Source organism: Streptomyces bugieae (genome assembly GCF_036352915.1).
Taxonomy (GTDB): Bacteria; Actinomycetota; Actinomycetes; order Streptomycetales; family Streptomycetaceae; genus Streptomyces; species Streptomyces endophytica.
This window is the reverse complement of record NZ_JAZBJP010000002.1, coordinates 58,739-71,797: the sequence shown is the minus strand read 5'-3', so window position 1 is coordinate 71,797 and position 13,059 is coordinate 58,739. Positions and strand designations below refer to the sequence as shown.

18 protein-coding genes are annotated in these 13,059 nt (G+C 69.6%); 11 read left to right on the top strand and 7 right to left on the bottom strand.

Features of this window, described 5'->3' with window-relative positions; all coding sequences use genetic code 11:
- Positions 1-94 precede the first annotated feature (94 nt).
- Both V2J85_RS05540 and V2J85_RS05535 read left to right on the top strand, forming a co-directional pair.
- Entirely contained in the window at positions 95-265 is a 171-nt protein-coding gene (locus tag V2J85_RS05540) for a hydrophobic protein (RefSeq protein WP_261958008.1), read from the top strand.
- 158 nt (positions 266-423) lie between these two features.
- A complete protein-coding gene (locus V2J85_RS05535) occupies positions 424-555 on the top strand; it encodes a hypothetical protein (RefSeq protein WP_261958009.1) in 132 nt (43 codons plus the stop codon).
- 31 nt (positions 556-586) lie between these two features.
- On the opposite strand, the gene V2J85_RS05530 is transcribed toward V2J85_RS05535, so the two are convergent.
- The 4 genes from V2J85_RS05530 to V2J85_RS05515 all read right to left on the bottom strand — a co-directional run bounded on the left by V2J85_RS05530 (position 587) and on the right by V2J85_RS05515 (position 2,972).
- A complete protein-coding gene (locus V2J85_RS05530) occupies positions 587-1,297 on the bottom strand; it encodes a hypothetical protein (RefSeq protein ID WP_330820793.1) in 711 nt (236 codons plus the stop codon).
- A 115-nt stretch (positions 1,298-1,412) separates the two neighbouring features.
- Positions 1,413-2,228 (bottom strand): hypothetical protein, encoded by an 816-nt coding sequence (locus V2J85_RS05525; protein ID WP_330820792.1) that lies wholly within the window; start codon positions 2,226-2,228, stop codon positions 1,413-1,415.
- Positions 2,225-2,734, bottom strand: coding sequence for a WXG100-like domain-containing protein (locus V2J85_RS05520; protein WP_330820791.1), 510 nt, complete (start codon positions 2,732-2,734; stop codon positions 2,225-2,227). The genes V2J85_RS05525 and V2J85_RS05520 overlap by 4 nt, the downstream gene beginning before the upstream one ends.
- Position 2,735: 1 nt before the next feature.
- The gene (locus tag V2J85_RS05515; protein ID WP_261958013.1) at positions 2,736-2,972 is read right to left on the bottom strand and encodes an ESX-1 secretion-associated protein; all 237 of its coding nucleotides are present in this window, start codon (positions 2,970-2,972) and stop codon (positions 2,736-2,738) included.
- A gap of 435 nt (positions 2,973-3,407) precedes the next feature.
- Between V2J85_RS05515 and V2J85_RS05510 the strand changes: the two genes are divergently transcribed.
- The 6 genes from V2J85_RS05510 (at position 3,408) to V2J85_RS05485 (ending at position 8,379) form a co-directional block, all read left to right on the top strand.
- A complete protein-coding gene (locus V2J85_RS05510; protein WP_330820790.1) occupies positions 3,408-3,941 on the top strand; it encodes a hypothetical protein in 534 nt (177 codons plus the stop codon).
- Positions 3,942-4,051: 110 nt separating this feature from the next.
- Positions 4,052-4,942 carry a DUF4097 family beta strand repeat-containing protein gene (locus V2J85_RS05505; RefSeq protein WP_261958015.1) on the top strand — a complete coding sequence of 297 codons (891 nt, stop codon included), beginning with the start codon at positions 4,052-4,054 and terminating at the stop codon, positions 4,940-4,942.
- 41 nt (positions 4,943-4,983) lie between these two features.
- Positions 4,984-5,988, top strand: a complete 1,005-nt coding sequence (locus V2J85_RS05500) for an ATP-binding cassette domain-containing protein (protein WP_330820789.1) — start codon at positions 4,984-4,986, stop codon at positions 5,986-5,988.
- Positions 5,988-6,779 carry an ABC transporter permease gene (locus V2J85_RS05495; protein WP_261958017.1) on the top strand — a complete coding sequence of 264 codons (792 nt, stop codon included), beginning with the start codon at positions 5,988-5,990 and terminating at the stop codon, positions 6,777-6,779. Before V2J85_RS05500 ends, V2J85_RS05495 begins: the two co-directional genes overlap by 1 nt.
- Before the next feature lie 75 nt (positions 6,780-6,854).
- Positions 6,855-8,111 carry a cytochrome P450 gene (locus V2J85_RS05490; RefSeq protein ID WP_330820788.1) on the top strand — a complete coding sequence of 419 codons (1,257 nt, stop codon included), beginning with the start codon at positions 6,855-6,857 and terminating at the stop codon, positions 8,109-8,111.
- A gap of 46 nt (positions 8,112-8,157) precedes the next feature.
- On the top strand, positions 8,158-8,379 hold the full coding sequence (locus V2J85_RS05485) for a ferredoxin (RefSeq protein ID WP_261958019.1): 222 nt from the start codon (positions 8,158-8,160) through the stop codon (positions 8,377-8,379).
- A gap of 127 nt (positions 8,380-8,506) precedes the next feature.
- Here the strand turns inward: V2J85_RS05485 and V2J85_RS05480 are convergent, their stop codons facing one another.
- A complete protein-coding gene (locus tag V2J85_RS05480; protein ID WP_330820787.1) occupies positions 8,507-9,187 on the bottom strand; it encodes a DUF6445 family protein in 681 nt (226 codons plus the stop codon).
- Positions 9,188-9,384: 197 nt separating this feature from the next.
- Entirely contained in the window at positions 9,385-9,672 is a 288-nt protein-coding gene (locus V2J85_RS05475; RefSeq protein ID WP_261958021.1) for a MarR family winged helix-turn-helix transcriptional regulator, read from the bottom strand.
- Between the two features lie 214 nt (positions 9,673-9,886).
- On the opposite strand from V2J85_RS05475, the gene V2J85_RS05470 reads away from it, so the two are divergent.
- The gene (locus tag V2J85_RS05470; RefSeq protein ID WP_261958022.1) at positions 9,887-10,612 is read left to right on the top strand and encodes a dienelactone hydrolase family protein; all 726 of its coding nucleotides are present in this window, start codon (positions 9,887-9,889) and stop codon (positions 10,610-10,612) included.
- Between the two features lie 438 nt (positions 10,613-11,050).
- Here the strand turns inward: V2J85_RS05470 and V2J85_RS05465 are convergent, their stop codons facing one another.
- Positions 11,051-11,641, bottom strand: coding sequence for a TetR/AcrR family transcriptional regulator (locus V2J85_RS05465; protein ID WP_261958023.1), 591 nt, complete (start codon positions 11,639-11,641; stop codon positions 11,051-11,053).
- Positions 11,642-11,727: 86 nt separating this feature from the next.
- Here V2J85_RS05465 and V2J85_RS05460 point away from each other — a divergent pair, with 86 nt between their 5' ends.
- Both V2J85_RS05460 and V2J85_RS05455 read left to right on the top strand, forming a co-directional pair.
- The gene (locus V2J85_RS05460) at positions 11,728-12,153 is read left to right on the top strand and encodes a nuclear transport factor 2 family protein (RefSeq protein ID WP_261958024.1); all 426 of its coding nucleotides are present in this window, start codon (positions 11,728-11,730) and stop codon (positions 12,151-12,153) included.
- Positions 12,150-13,052, top strand: coding sequence for an NmrA family NAD(P)-binding protein (locus V2J85_RS05455; protein WP_261958025.1), 903 nt, complete (start codon positions 12,150-12,152; stop codon positions 13,050-13,052). The genes V2J85_RS05460 and V2J85_RS05455 overlap by 4 nt, the downstream gene beginning before the upstream one ends.
- Positions 13,053-13,059 lie beyond the last annotated feature (7 nt).

Genomic DNA, 13,059 nt, shown 5'->3' with positions numbered 1-13,059 from the left:
CCACATGCCTCGGCCTGCCCCGAGCGATGAAGGTGCAGTCAGAGGAATGAAGGGAGAAGTGCGGGGCACACGGAAGCTCAGGAGGTCGATAACTATGGTTCCCCTGCTGCTTGTTCTGCTTCTGGCGCTTGTCCTCTTCGGCGCCGGGTTTGCCGTCAAGCTTCTCTGGTGGGTCGCCATCGCCGTCCTGGTGTTGTGGCTCCTCGGTTTCGTCATGCGCTCCACCACTGCCGGTGGCGGTCGCAGCCGCTGGTACCGATGGTGATCTCGACCGCATACCAAACGCACCGCTAGTAGGGCCCGGCCGGCATGGCGGCCGGGCCCTACGCCGCGCCGAAGGACATTTCCATGCCGCGAAACAGGGACAGCATGCCGTGAAACAAGGACAGCGATAAGCCCTCCACCAAATCGGCCCTCGACGAAGTGCTCGAAGAGTTCGAGCGTGCCGAGGCCGAGGAATCCGATCCTGCTGACTCAACTCACCACGTACAAAAGGGAGATGCCTGCACGGTCAACGAGGAGGCGCAGGAGGAGACGGCGAAGAGGAAGAACTGAGTGCGCGTGCCGGGGAGGCGTAGGCGCTCCGTCATTCCTGTGGAGGGCTGACGACTGAATACGGGTGCTTTCCTTCCCGCGAGGAAGACGGGCCGTCCACCCTCGTCGAACGGGCTCGCATGGCGGAGCCGGCCGGTTTACGCCGACGGCCGACGATGTGGATGACCCCGCCGACGCCGACGGCCGAGACCGAGAGGGCGATCAGGGCGATCTCCGACGCGACGGCGAGCACGGCAGCAGCCCGGCCGGCACGCACTTGCCCGTCGAATTCCGGATCGACCAGCCCCTCGGGATCTCGCACCACCTGTACGGGGTCGCCGACTCGGTCGTACCGACCGCAGGAGATGGCGTCGGCCGCAGCCTTGGCGGAACCGTCGTAGCGGACCGTGCAGCCGTACGTGGTCGTCTTTCCGTGGTGCACCGCGATCCGCGTGATGACGGCCGGACGCGCTACGCCCCGTGCCTGAAGGACCAGCGCCTGCGACGCCTCCATGGCACTCAGCGGTGCGCCGATCATCGGCACGAACATCAGCACCATGGTCACCGCCCGCAGGATGACGGACGGAGACAGCGCCATCACCGCCACCAGCAGCCAGATGCCGCCGACCAGGCACAGCACGATCGAGGGCACCAGCATCCAGCGGAACGACCCCAGCGCCCCGCCTGCGAACAGCAGTAGGGCAGCCACCGGGACGGACAGTGCGGTCAGCACCGGGCGGCGTGGGTATTCCGGATCGGCCATCCGCTTCCTCCTCACGCGCCGTGTGCCCGTCGTCATCACCTCCCCCGCTCCGTCGGTCATGGCCGGCGCACGATCGTTCCGCGAGGTGGCCGGCCGGGCCCCAGGGTGGGCGCGCTCATCCGGCACTGGCCACTCCGGGGCGGCCGTCCGCACCAGTCGCTCGGGCCACGTCCCCGCGGGCGGCACGCAGGACGACCCCCAGGAACACCGTGAACTCGCCGAGGAACACCAGCGCGATCTCACTCCCCATGGCGAGGATCGCGAAGAAACGGTACGTACCGTTCGCCTCGGCGAAGTCGGGCTCGACCCACCCGCTGGGGTCCCACGCCACCCGTACCTGCTCATCGACATGGTCGGAATTGCCGCAGTCGAGTCTGCCCGGCGCCTTGGTGACACCGTGGTAACGGATGACGCACTCGTACGAGGTGGTCTTCCCGTGGTGCTCGATGACCCGCGCGACCACGCCCGACCGCACCTCGCCCCGCATCTCCAGGACAAAACCCTGCGAGGCATTCACGGCCAGCACCGCGGTGGCGACCGCCGGCACGGCCAACAGCGCCATCATCAGCCGGCTCAGCGCCCCATCGGGTACCAGCCCGGGGACCATCACGATCAGCCAGATGCCGCCGGCCGCCCCCAGCACGAGCGAAGGCACCAGCATCCAGCGGAACGAAGCCAGCGCCCCGCCGGCCAGGACGAGCAGCGCGGCGGCCGGAATCAGCAGCGCGACCCGTCTCGGACTGGTCGTGCGCCCAGCCTTACGCGCGTTACGCGCCTTACGCGTCCGGATGCGGCGCCGCGGGGGCAGCACCTGCCCGTCGCGCCGGTGTCGCCCCGCCGGCACCAGCGCCCGGTTGTCGGCCGCCGGTTCCCCCTGCTCCAGGTCCGTCATCATGCTCCCCCCGACCGCCGAGCCAAACATCAACTTCATGAGCGCGCCAAGCCGCTGTCGGTGTTCTTGACCTCACCTTGATGCCAAGAACACCGACGGCAGGGGAAAGGGCCCGGACTGACGGCACGCCAGGGGACGTGGGCCCCTCGAACACGAGCGATCGATCGTCCGTTGCCGTGTTGGCACCGTTGAACTCGCCGTAGATGAGGCCGTCGATCGTGATCTCCTGAAAGGCGGGGAGAGAGGCAGGCCCACCCTTGCGGTGCTTGCCGCTGATGAGCCACGGTTTCGGACTGCGGCAATACCTTCTCCATCTGGCCCCTGGTGTGTTTCCAGTGGGCGTGGAAGGCCGCCGCCGCGGCGCCGGTCCAGTCGTCGCCGAGCCGGGTGACCTCCTGGTCCTGGGTCTCGATCGTGCCCTTCAGGTCATGGGCCATGTGCCGCCAGGCCTCGGCACAGGCCCGTAGCACGGACGGGTCCCCGCCGGGGTTGAACAGGTCGAAGCTCTCGATCTGCGGCTGCTGCTCCTGCTGCGGTCCGGCCATGTCACTTCCCCCCGAACTGTTGCGCCTGCGCGGAATCGGATGCCTGGTACGAGGTGGCGGTGTGCTGCAGGCCCGCGGCGTAGTGCCGCGGCCCGGCACTCAGTTGTCGCAGGGAAGTCACCGTGTGGCGGGGCATCTCCACGTACTGGGAGAGGACCTCGGTGGACTCCGACATCACGCCGAAGGCGTCATCCACGTTCTCCGCGCGGGTGGCGAAGGTGGTGATGCGGTCGTCCAAGTGGTCGGAAGAGGACGCGAAGTCCTTGGCTAACGCCGAACCGGCTCGGGATGTATCGAAAAATTCTCGTGCGGCATTGCAGCCCCCATGGTGAAACCGTACGTGATCACCGGTGCTGAAGGAGTTCGGCGGCACCGGCGCGCGCTACCGCCACCACCGGAGCCTGGTGAACGCACCGGCCCGGTGAACCGCGCCGCCGCCCCGATGTTTGCGGACCGCGTCGGGCCAGGCCAGGCCAGGCCCGACGCGGTGTAGTCCGTCCCGAGCTCAAGTGGCGCCACCATGGCGTCACCGCGGTGCCGCCGTGAGCCATCTCGCCGTGAAGACGGCGTCACGGCACCTCAATTCAAGGAAGAACGCCAGGTCAGAGTGGTGTGCGCCAAAAGGGAGCCAATCTGGCTCGCCATGGCGCCATGCGTGTGCCATGATGGCGTCATGGACCTCACGCCCTACGTCGACAACCTCCGGCAAGAGCTGGCCGTCGCCGCGGACGCCGGCGGCGACGACGCCCGCGCCCTCGCCGAGCGGCTCACCACCCCCCTGGAGTCAGCCGTCCGCCTGACGCTCCTCAACGCCCTGTCCGCCGCCATGGGCGAGGTCACGCGCGAGCTGGCGCCGGGCTCGGTCGACGTGCGGCTGCGCGGGCTCGACCCGGAGTTCGTGGTGACGGCGCCGCCCGTCTCCGAGCCGTTCCGCGAGGCGCACGAGCCGGTCGCGGAGCCCACCGTGGCCACGCCGCCCCCGCCGTCCGCGGACGCCGACGACGGCGCCATGGCGCGGATCAACTTCCGCCTGCCCGCCCACCTCAAGGCCCGCGTCGAGGGCGCCGCCGCCGTGGAGGGCCTGTCGGTCAACGCCTGGCTGGTGCGGGCCGTGTCCACCGCCCTCGACGGCGGGGAGCGTCGTGCGAGCCAGCCGGCCCGCGGCAAGGACGCGGGTGGCCGGGGCTTCACCGGCTGGGTCCGCTGAGGCCCCCGGCCCACACCACTTTCACCGGCGGATCACCGATCCCGCCGACGTCACTCATCACCCGCCTCACCAGCGGGATCAGCCACCCGAGCCAAGAGGACGGAACAGCCATGCCTGCTTACGAGACCCCCGAACCCATCTCCGCCACCCTCGAACTGGAGGTAGGCACCGCCCACATCACCGCGGGCAAGCGCACCGACACGGTCGTCGAGGTGCTGCCGCGCGACGGCTCCGACGACAACGACGTACGCGCCGTGCAGCAGACCCAGGTCACCTGCTCGGGCGGCCGCCTCGCCATCAAGACTCCCAAGAAGTGGACGCTGTTCGGCAAGCCGGGCGCCATCGAGGTGAGCGTGGAACTGCCCACGGGATCGGACGTCCGGGGCACCTCGGGCATGGGCAGCTTCTCCTGCGAAGGCAGCTTCGGGGACGTCACGCTCAAGACCGCGCTCGGCGACCTCCAGGTCGACGAGGTGGCCGGAGCCAGCCTCAAGACCGACCACGGCGACATCCGACTGGTCCGCTCGACCGGGGGCGTCGAGGTCATCGGCTCCGGCCGGATCGAGGTCGGCACCGTCACCGGCGCGGCGACCGTCAAGAACAGCAACGGCGCGACCAAGGTCGCCGAGGTCACCGGCGACCTGCAGACCAGCTCGGCCAACGGCGACATCTCCATCGGCATCGCGCACAGCAGCGTCGGCGCCAAGTGCGCCAACGGCCGGATCGAGATCGAAATCGCCCACGCCGGGGTCGAGGCGATGTCCTCCAACGGCGCCATCCGCGTCGGAGACGTCACCCGCGGCCGTATCGACCTGCGCACCTCCGTCGGCGACCTCGAAGTGGGCATCCACGAGGGCACCGCGGCCTGGCTCGACCTGCACCCCAAGTACGGCACGGTACGCAATGCGCTCGACTCCGCCGCCGGCCCCGCGGACTCCGACGAGACCGTCGAGGTGCACGCCCGGACCCTGACCGGCGACATCACCATCCGCCGCGCCTGACCGGGCGCACCCCAACTCCCGCACCTGAAAGGAAAAGTGGCATGACTGCCACCCGGACATCCGCGCCGATCGCCGCGAACGCGACGGCGCCGGCGATCACCGCCACCGGATTACGCAAGTCCTACGGCGACAAGCGCGTGCTCGACGGCATCGACCTGAACATCGCCGAAGGCACCGTCTTCGCTCTGCTCGGCCCCAACGGCGCCGGCAAGACCACCACGGTGGAGATCCTCACCACGCTCATCGAAGCCGACGCGGGCGAGGCCTGGGTCGCGGGTCGCCATCTGACCCGGGCCGCCGACGCGGTGCGCTCCACGATCGGCGTCACCGGCCAGTTCTCGGCCGTCGACAACCTGCTGACCGCCGAGGAGAACCTGCTCCTCATGGCGGATCTGCACCACCTCGACCGACGTGAAGGCAAGCGACGGGCCAAGGAACTGCTGCGACGCTTCGACCTGTCCGAGGTGGCGGGCAAGACCGCCGTCACCTTCTCCGGCGGTATGCGACGCAAGCTCGACCTGGCCATGACCCTGGTCGGTCACCCTCGGGTCATCTTCCTCGACGAGCCCACCACGGGACTCGACCCGCGCAGCCGGCGCACCATGTGGGAGATCATCCGCGACCTGGTCGCCGACGACGGCGTGACCATCTTCCTGACCACCCAGTACCTCGAAGAGGCCGACCAACTCGCCGACCGCATCGCCGTGTTGGACCACGGCAGGCTGATCGCCGAGGGCACCGCCGACGAGCTGAAGCAGCGCATCCCCGGCGGCCACATCCGGGTGCGGTTCGCGGACGCCCAGACCCTGGACACCGCCGCGGGCATCTTCGGCATCGCCACGCGCGACGAGGACTCCCTCACCCTGCAGATCCCCAGCGACGGCTCCCTCCCCAACCTGCGGGCCGTCCTCGACGCCCTGGAGACCACCGCCGTCCAGGCCGAGTCGCTCACCGTGCACACGCCCGACCTCGACGACGTCTTCCTGACCCTCACCGGTCAGCCCCGTCCCGCCGACACCGTCGCCTCGCCCAAGGGGAACGTCTGATGGCCACCATGTCCTACGCCGCCAAAGACTCCAGGACGATGCTGCGGCGCAACCTCAAGAAGGCCCTGCGCTACCCGTCCCTGACGCTCACCGTCGTCATCATGCCCCTCATGATGCTGCTGCTGTTCAACTACGTCTTCGGCAGCGCCCTGGGCACCGGCATCAGCGGCCTGCCCACCGGCAGCGGTGACTACATCGACTACCTCGCGCCCGGCATCATCCTGATGGCCGCCACGTCCGGCGCCCTGACCACCGCGATCAGCGTCTGCGCGGACAAGACCGAAGGCATCGTCAACCGCTTCCGCACGATGCCGATCTCCCGCGCCTCGTTCCTGACCGGCCATGTCGTGGCCAGTGTGATCCAGACGATGACCAGCGTCGCCCTCGTCATCGGCGTCGCGCTCCTCGTGGGCTTCCGGCCCGACGCCACGCCCCTCGAATGGCTCGCCGCGATCGGCCTGCTCGCCCTGCTCACCCTGGCGCTGACCTGGCTCTGCGCCGGTATCGGCCTGGTCGCCAAGAACGTCGAGACCGCCAGCAACATCCCGATGCCGCTGACGTTCCTGCCCTTCATCGGCAGCGCCATCGTGCCGCCCGAGTCGATGCCCACCGGCCTGCGCTGGTTCGCCGAGTACCAGCCGTTCACGCCGATCATCGAGACCCTGCGCGGCCTGTGGCTCGGCACCGAGATCGGCTCCAGCGCGGTCATCGGCCTCGCCTGGTGCGTGGGCCTCAGCCTGGTCGGCTACGTGTGGGCGCGCCGCACCTTCAAGACCGGCCCCAAGCGGTAACTACCCCTTCCTGCAAGCCACTTCATCGATGCGCACCATGGACCACACCCCACCCGACGATCACAGGAGGACCTTATGTCGTACGACCCGACGGCCGCCGACACCACCACCACCGCAGCCGCCGCCACTGCCGGCACCACTGATGAGCCGCCCACCCTGCCCACCGACCGCCACACCGGCTGCCCCTTCGACCCGCCCGCCGCACTCACCGCGCTGAGCGACCAGCCGTTGCGCCGCATGCGCTACGCCGACGGACACATAGGCTGGCTGGCCACCGGACACGCCGCGGCCCGCGCGATCCTGGCCGACCCGCGCTTCAGCTCACGCAACGAACTCCTGCACCCGCCGGTACCGGTCCCAGGGATGCCGGAGGAGCTGCCGCCGGCGCCGGTCGGCGACATCACCGGCCTCGACGCCCCCGAGCACACCCGCTACCGGCGCCTGCTCACCGGCAAGTTCACGGTCCGCCGCATGCGTCAACTCACCGAACGCGTCGAGCAGTTCACCACCGAGTGTCTGGACGCCATGGAGCAGGCCGGGCCCACGGCCGACCTGGTGGCGGCGTTTGCGCAGCCCGTGCCCGCGCTCATGATCTGCGAGCTGCTCGGCGTGCCGTACGGCGACCGCGAGCGCTTCCAGAGCCAGGTGGCGACCATCTTCGACCAGACGGCGGATGCGGAGGCGAAGGGCGAGGCCTATACGGCGCTGCTCCAGTACCTGAACGAACTGGTCCTCGCCAAGCGGGCCGAGCCCACCGACGACCTGCTCAGCGATCTGACCACCTCCGACCTCACCGACGAGGAACTCGCCGGCATCGGCGGACTGCTGCTCGCCGCCGGACTCGACACCACCGCGAACATGCTCGGCCTCGGCACCTTCGCCCTGCTGAGCAACCCCGATCAGCTCGACGCCCTGCGCGCCGACCCCGGCCTCGCCGAGCAGACCGTGGAGGAACTGCTGCGCTACCTCAGCGTCGCCGACCCGATTCTGCGGGCAGCGCTCGAGGACGTCGAGGTGGAGGGCCAACTCATCAGGGCGGGGGAGACGGTGACCGTTTCCGTGCAGGCCGCCAACCGCGACCCGCGGAAGTTCCCCGACCCCGACCGGCTCGACATCCACCGCAAGGCCACCGGACACGTCGCCTTCGGGCACGGCGCCCACCAGTGCCTGGGCCAGCAGCTCGCCCGCGTCGAGATGGCCGTCGCCTTCCCGGCGCTGCTCGCCCGCTTCCCCACCCTGCGCCTCGCGGTGCCGCCGCAGGAGGTGCCGCTACGCGACCGCTCCAACATCTACGGCGTGATCAACCTGCCCGTCACCTGGGACAAGGAGTAGCCCCATGAGCGACCCTTCCCGAAGCTCTTCGAGTGGGGAGAACCCCATGGAGCCGCTGCGTCTCAGCGTCGACCGTGAGCGCTGCGCCGGCGCCGGCATGTGCGCCCTGACGGCTCCCGAGGTCTTCGACCAGGACGACGAGGAAGGCCTGGTGGTGCTCCTGCACCCCGCGCCGCCGCCCCAGCACCGGGCCGCCGCCCGGATGGCCGCCGGCCTCTGCCCCGCCGGAGCCATCGCCCTCAACTCCCCGGACCCCACGGACTCGTAGCGACCGTGGCAGTGACCGGACCGAGAACCCCGCGCCGCGCACCGGTGGGGGGCTCTCGCGTGTGCGGACCCGTCCGCCACGCCGCCTCGGCCCTCGGGCCGGCTTCTTCCGCTGCTCCGGCGTGCTGTCAGGCCATCCAGAAGAAGACCGCGGTCATCCGCTTGTCTTCCAGGGTGCTGCCCCAGTAGCCGGTGGCGCTGTGCAGCATGTTGGCGGTGTAGAGCAGCAGCCGGTTGTGGCGGTGCGCTACGCGTACGTCCTCGGTGAAGGAATCAGGCGGGACGAAGCGGGTTCCCAGGGCGTCGACGAGGTTGTTGTGGGGCGCGGTCACCATGTTTCCGCCCAGTCGGCCGCCCGGTAGCTTCTGACGGTAGAAGCTCGTTCCGCAGTCCTTGGGCACCTGCGGGTTGAGGTAGAGCACCGCGGCGTAGCGGCTCAGCGATCGCGAATCGGTGTGTGGCCGCGGCTCGCACTCGTCCCTGCCCACGACCTGGATGCAGTTGTGATTGAGGGTGCCGCCACCAGGTGCGGTGTGCTGCCACAGCCGACGCGCACCGGTCGCCTTCATGACCAGTCTTTCGACTCTGGCCAGTTCCGCCGGTTCGAGCCCAGGCATCGTGCGCAGACCGGGCCAGCTCTCGGGCTTGTGCGGATAGCCTTCGATCCAGTTGCCGCTGTCGAGACAGCGCGCCCGGACGGCATCGACGTCCGGCAGCACGTTGTCCAGGACCCAGTAATCCCGGCCCGGGGTGGGTTTGCGGTAGGGGAGGACGGGGAGCACCGGGCTCCTCGGGGGGTGTGGGGGCATGCCGCTGACCATACGGTCGGCCGGCGCCAGGCACGCCCGCGAAGGGGTCAACCTTCCGTCAACTCCCGGCAGTCTCAAGGTCGAGTTTTGTCAAACCGGCCGCTCAGGTCACACTCGCGCAGGCCTCCCTCAGCTGCCTGGTCCCCAAGGACTCAAGTGCCCGCAGCCGCCCGGGTCACCGCAGCACCGCGTGGAGATCATTTGTGGTCGTGGCCCGCAGTAGGCAGCTCCTGACGGGCGGCCAGTCGGTCCAGCAGCCCCGTGAGTACGGCGCTCTCCGTCGCGGTGAGGTCCGCGGCGAATTCGGCGTCGGCGGACTGTGCCAGCTCTCCGCAGAAAGCGAGCAGTTCCCGGCCGTGCTCGGTGGGTGTCAGTACCTGGCGTCGGCGGTCGGCCGGGTCCCTTACCCGCTGAATCGCACCAGACTTCGCCCGCACCCGACGCGCGCCGCAGCACGAGCAGGTGAATCCGAGATCGCTGATCATGACGTGGAGCCTGATGTTCGGGTTCGGTGCCCCCGGAGGTGCCCATCTGCACCACCGGCGAGCCGTAGAGCCTTCAGCGTCCATGACTGGTTGTAGGTCCCCAGGTCTTCTGTTCCCAGGCCCTCAGCCATGTGAGGATGGCCCACACCCGCGCTGTTCTGCCGACGGCGAAGACCGGCCCGACCGGGCTCGACGATCACTACAGTCCCGTCTCATGACGACGATTACGACGCGTACGGTCGAGTATCCGGCCGACGGTTTGACGATGATCGGGCACCTCGCGCTCCCGGCCGGTGTCGACCGCCGGCCCGCGGTGCTGCTCGGACCAGAGGGCACGGGGCTCAGCGACGTCGAGCGCCGCCGGGCCGATGCTCTCGCCGAGCTGGGATATGTAGCGCTGGCCTTCGACCTTCACGGCGGGCGCTATTTGGGCGACCCCGAGGAGATGCTGGCCCGTTGCATGCCACTGCTCGCTGATCCCGACCGGATGCGGGGCATCGGCCATGCGGCGCTCGACGTGTTGCGCACCGAACCGCGGACCGACCCGGACCGGATCGCCGCCGTCGGTTACGGCACCGGGGGCGCCATCGGGCTGGAACTCGGGCGCGACGGCGTCAGCCTGCGCGCGATCGGGACAGTCAACGCACTGACCACGGGCCGACCGGGCGAAGCGGCGCGCATCCGCTGCCCGGTGTGGGCCGGGGTCGGGTCGGAAGACCCGATCATGCCGCCCTCGCAACGGGACGCATTCACAGCCGAGATGCAGGCCGCGGGCGTCGACTGGCGCCTCACGGTCTACGGCGGCGCCTTGCACGCCTTCCACCACCCGTCGGTCGACCACACCGTGCGCCCCGGCGTCGGCTACCACCCACGGCACGCGCAGCGCGCCTGGCGCGACGTCGTCGACCTGCTCGCCGAGTGCCTGCCCGTAACGGAGTGAGCTGGAGCGTCGGGACTTCCAACGTCATGACACGACAGCGGAGAAAATGACCCGGAGCCTGACAACCTGAACGGCTGCCACCATCCGGTGATTGCGGTAGGCCGTCGGTGACGACTGGCGGCCGCCCGCCGTGCCTTGCGCTCGCGGTCTACGCGTCGCCACTTCAGGATGGACTCGCGAATGTTTCTCCCGCGCGGATTCCGCCATGGCCGCAATGCACGCGAACGGCAGCTTCCCCGCGGACCGGCCGGGTCGTAGTTGCCAGGTAGTTGCCGGGTAGTGACCAGGCAGTGGCCTGGCGGGCACTTCCAGCACCAAGCCGTGCGCGATGAACTGCTCAGCAGACGCGGGGAGTTCGGCGGTATGTCGCGGCCGAGCCGCTTCGTCGTCCATCAAGGACCCGCTCGGTCTTCCCCAGTGCCCGGCGGTCACCCGCCCCTACAGGCGTCCAGAGCCACCAAGGACTCTGGTGATGAAGCTGGCCAATTGTGCGCGCATCTCTTCCCGGGGCACGCGCTCCTGTCCGGCCAGGTGCTCGACGAGATCGGCTCGGGTGGCGGCGAGCAGGGCGTGGGCGGTGAAGTCGCTGTCGGTCAGGCCGGGGACCTGCTCCAGTACGGCCTGGAGCAGTCCGTGCCACCGTTCGTAATGCTCCGCTTGGTACGGGCTGCCGGACGCGCTCTCCTCCAAGGCCAGTGCGAGGCGGCGGTTGTCGAGTTTGAAGCACAGGACGGCGTCCAGCAGGGCGGGCACACGCTGCTGTGGTGGGGTGGCGGGCCCCAGGGGTGGCGGGCCGGTTTCGACGGCTTCCCTGATCGGTTCGAGCCGTGCCTCGTACAGCGCGCGGAGCAGCCCGGCGCGGTCGCCGAACGCCCGGAAGAGCGTTCCCTTCCCGACGCCGGCCGCTCCTGCGATGTCGGCCATGGTGATGTCGTCGGGACTCTCGCTGCGGGCGAAGAGGGTGTCGGCGGCCGCGAGCACGGCCTCCCGGTTGCGGACGGCGTCCTTGCGGGACTTGCGCTCGGGCATGCGGCTCCTCCAGTTGCAAAACGGACCCCGGGTCCGTAACGTCAAAGCGGACCTTGGGTCCGGATTCTACGAGATGGAGGACACCCATGTCCGCACCGACTTCCCCGGCGGATCTCTACCGCCACGGCCTGCGGCTGCTACTGGACAAGAACACGACCGGCTGGGTCGACCTGTGGGCCGAGGACGGCGTCATGGAGTTTCCCTTCGCCCCCCAGGGCTGGCCCACGCGCTTGGAGGGCGCAGAGGCCATCGCCGCCTACATGCGCCGCTACCCCGACCACATCGACCTGCACGACTTCCCGGACCTGCGGATCCACCAGACCATCGATCCGGAAACCATCGTGGTGGAGATGCGCGGCGTCGGCCGCCTGGTGGAGACCGGCGCGCCCTTCGACATGACCTACATCGCCGTAGTGACCGTTCAGGAAGGGCACTTCACCTCCTACCGCGACTACTGGAACCCCCTCACCGTCCTCGAACCCGGCACCGACTTCACCGGGAGCAACCGATGACCCCCACCGGCACCACGTTGGTCATCGGCGCCACCGGCACCACCGGCAGCCGCACCGCCGCGCGGCTGACGGCCTCCGGCCACCGCGTCAAAGCCGCCAGCCGTCACGCCACCCCGGCCCCCGGGGCCGAGCCGGTCGCCTTCGACTGGTACGACCCCACCACCCACGCTGCCGCCCTCGACGGAGTCGACCGCGTCTACCTCATACCGCCACTGGGCGACTCCGACCCCGCGGCGACCATGCTGCCCTTCCTCCAACAGGCCCATAGCGTCGGCGTACGCCGCGCCGTGCTCCTCAGCTCCTCGGCCATCCCCGAGGGCGGCCCCGCGGTGGGAACGGTCCACCAGGCCCTGCCCGACCTGTTCGCACACTGGGCGGTACTGCGGCCCTCGTGGTTCATGCAGAACTTCACCGGCACACACGCGCACGCCCTGAGCATCCGTAAGGACGGCACCATCTGGACCGCCACTGGAAGCGGTCGGATCGGCTTTGTCGACGCCGAGGACATCGCTGCCGTCGCCGTACGCGCGCTGACCGACGAACACGCCCCCAACACCGATCTCCTCCTCACCGGACCGGAGGCGCTCAGCCACGACGACATCGCCACGACCATCACCGAGGTCACCGGTCGGCCAGTGACCCATCGCCGGCTGTCCTACGACCAGTTGCGCGATCGCCTCACGGCTCTGATGCCGGGGGAGTTCGCCGCGTTGCTGGCCGACATGGACCGCGCCATCGCCCAGGGGGCGGAGGACCGCACCACCGACACCGTCCAGCGCCTCACCGGTCGACCCCCGCGCACCTTCCGCGCCCTGCTGGAACGGGAGATGGGATCACGGCCAAGAGCTGTTCGGCTCGGCAGGCCACGTCTACTCGTTGCCCGTCGCAACCGGCTCTGACCTGCCC

Excerpts from the sequence above, each read along its gene's own strand:
- V2J85_RS05540 (WP_261958008.1), top strand. The coding sequence starts at position 95 with ATGGTTCCCCTGCTGCTTGTTCTGCTTCTGGCGCTTGTCCTCTTCGGC.
- V2J85_RS05530 (WP_330820793.1), bottom strand. The coding sequence starts at position 1,297 with ATGGCCGATCCGGAATACCCACGCCGCCCGGTGCTGACCGCACTGTCC.
- V2J85_RS05525 (WP_330820792.1), bottom strand. The coding sequence starts at position 2,228 with ATGAAGTTGATGTTTGGCTCGGCGGTCGGGGGGAGCATGATGACGGAC.
- V2J85_RS05520 (WP_330820791.1), bottom strand. The coding sequence starts at position 2,734 with ATGGCCGGACCGCAGCAGGAGCAGCAGCCGCAGATCGAGAGCTTCGAC.
- V2J85_RS05510 (WP_330820790.1), top strand. The coding sequence starts at position 3,408 with ATGGACCTCACGCCCTACGTCGACAACCTCCGGCAAGAGCTGGCCGTC.
- V2J85_RS05505 (WP_261958015.1), top strand. The coding sequence starts at position 4,052 with ATGCCTGCTTACGAGACCCCCGAACCCATCTCCGCCACCCTCGAACTG.
- V2J85_RS05500 (WP_330820789.1), top strand. The coding sequence starts at position 4,984 with ATGACTGCCACCCGGACATCCGCGCCGATCGCCGCGAACGCGACGGCG.
- V2J85_RS05495 (WP_261958017.1), top strand. The coding sequence starts at position 5,988 with ATGGCCACCATGTCCTACGCCGCCAAAGACTCCAGGACGATGCTGCGG.
- V2J85_RS05490 (WP_330820788.1), top strand. The coding sequence starts at position 6,855 with ATGTCGTACGACCCGACGGCCGCCGACACCACCACCACCGCAGCCGCC.
- V2J85_RS05485 (WP_261958019.1), top strand. The coding sequence starts at position 8,158 with ATGGAGCCGCTGCGTCTCAGCGTCGACCGTGAGCGCTGCGCCGGCGCC.
- V2J85_RS05480 (WP_330820787.1), bottom strand. The coding sequence starts at position 9,187 with ATGCCCCCACACCCCCCGAGGAGCCCGGTGCTCCCCGTCCTCCCCTAC.
- V2J85_RS05475 (WP_261958021.1), bottom strand. The coding sequence starts at position 9,672 with ATGATCAGCGATCTCGGATTCACCTGCTCGTGCTGCGGCGCGCGTCGG.
- V2J85_RS05470 (WP_261958022.1), top strand. The coding sequence starts at position 9,887 with ATGACGACGATTACGACGCGTACGGTCGAGTATCCGGCCGACGGTTTG.
- V2J85_RS05465 (WP_261958023.1), bottom strand. The coding sequence starts at position 11,641 with ATGCCCGAGCGCAAGTCCCGCAAGGACGCCGTCCGCAACCGGGAGGCC.
- V2J85_RS05460 (WP_261958024.1), top strand. The coding sequence starts at position 11,728 with ATGTCCGCACCGACTTCCCCGGCGGATCTCTACCGCCACGGCCTGCGG.
- V2J85_RS05455 (WP_261958025.1), top strand. The coding sequence starts at position 12,150 with ATGACCCCCACCGGCACCACGTTGGTCATCGGCGCCACCGGCACCACC.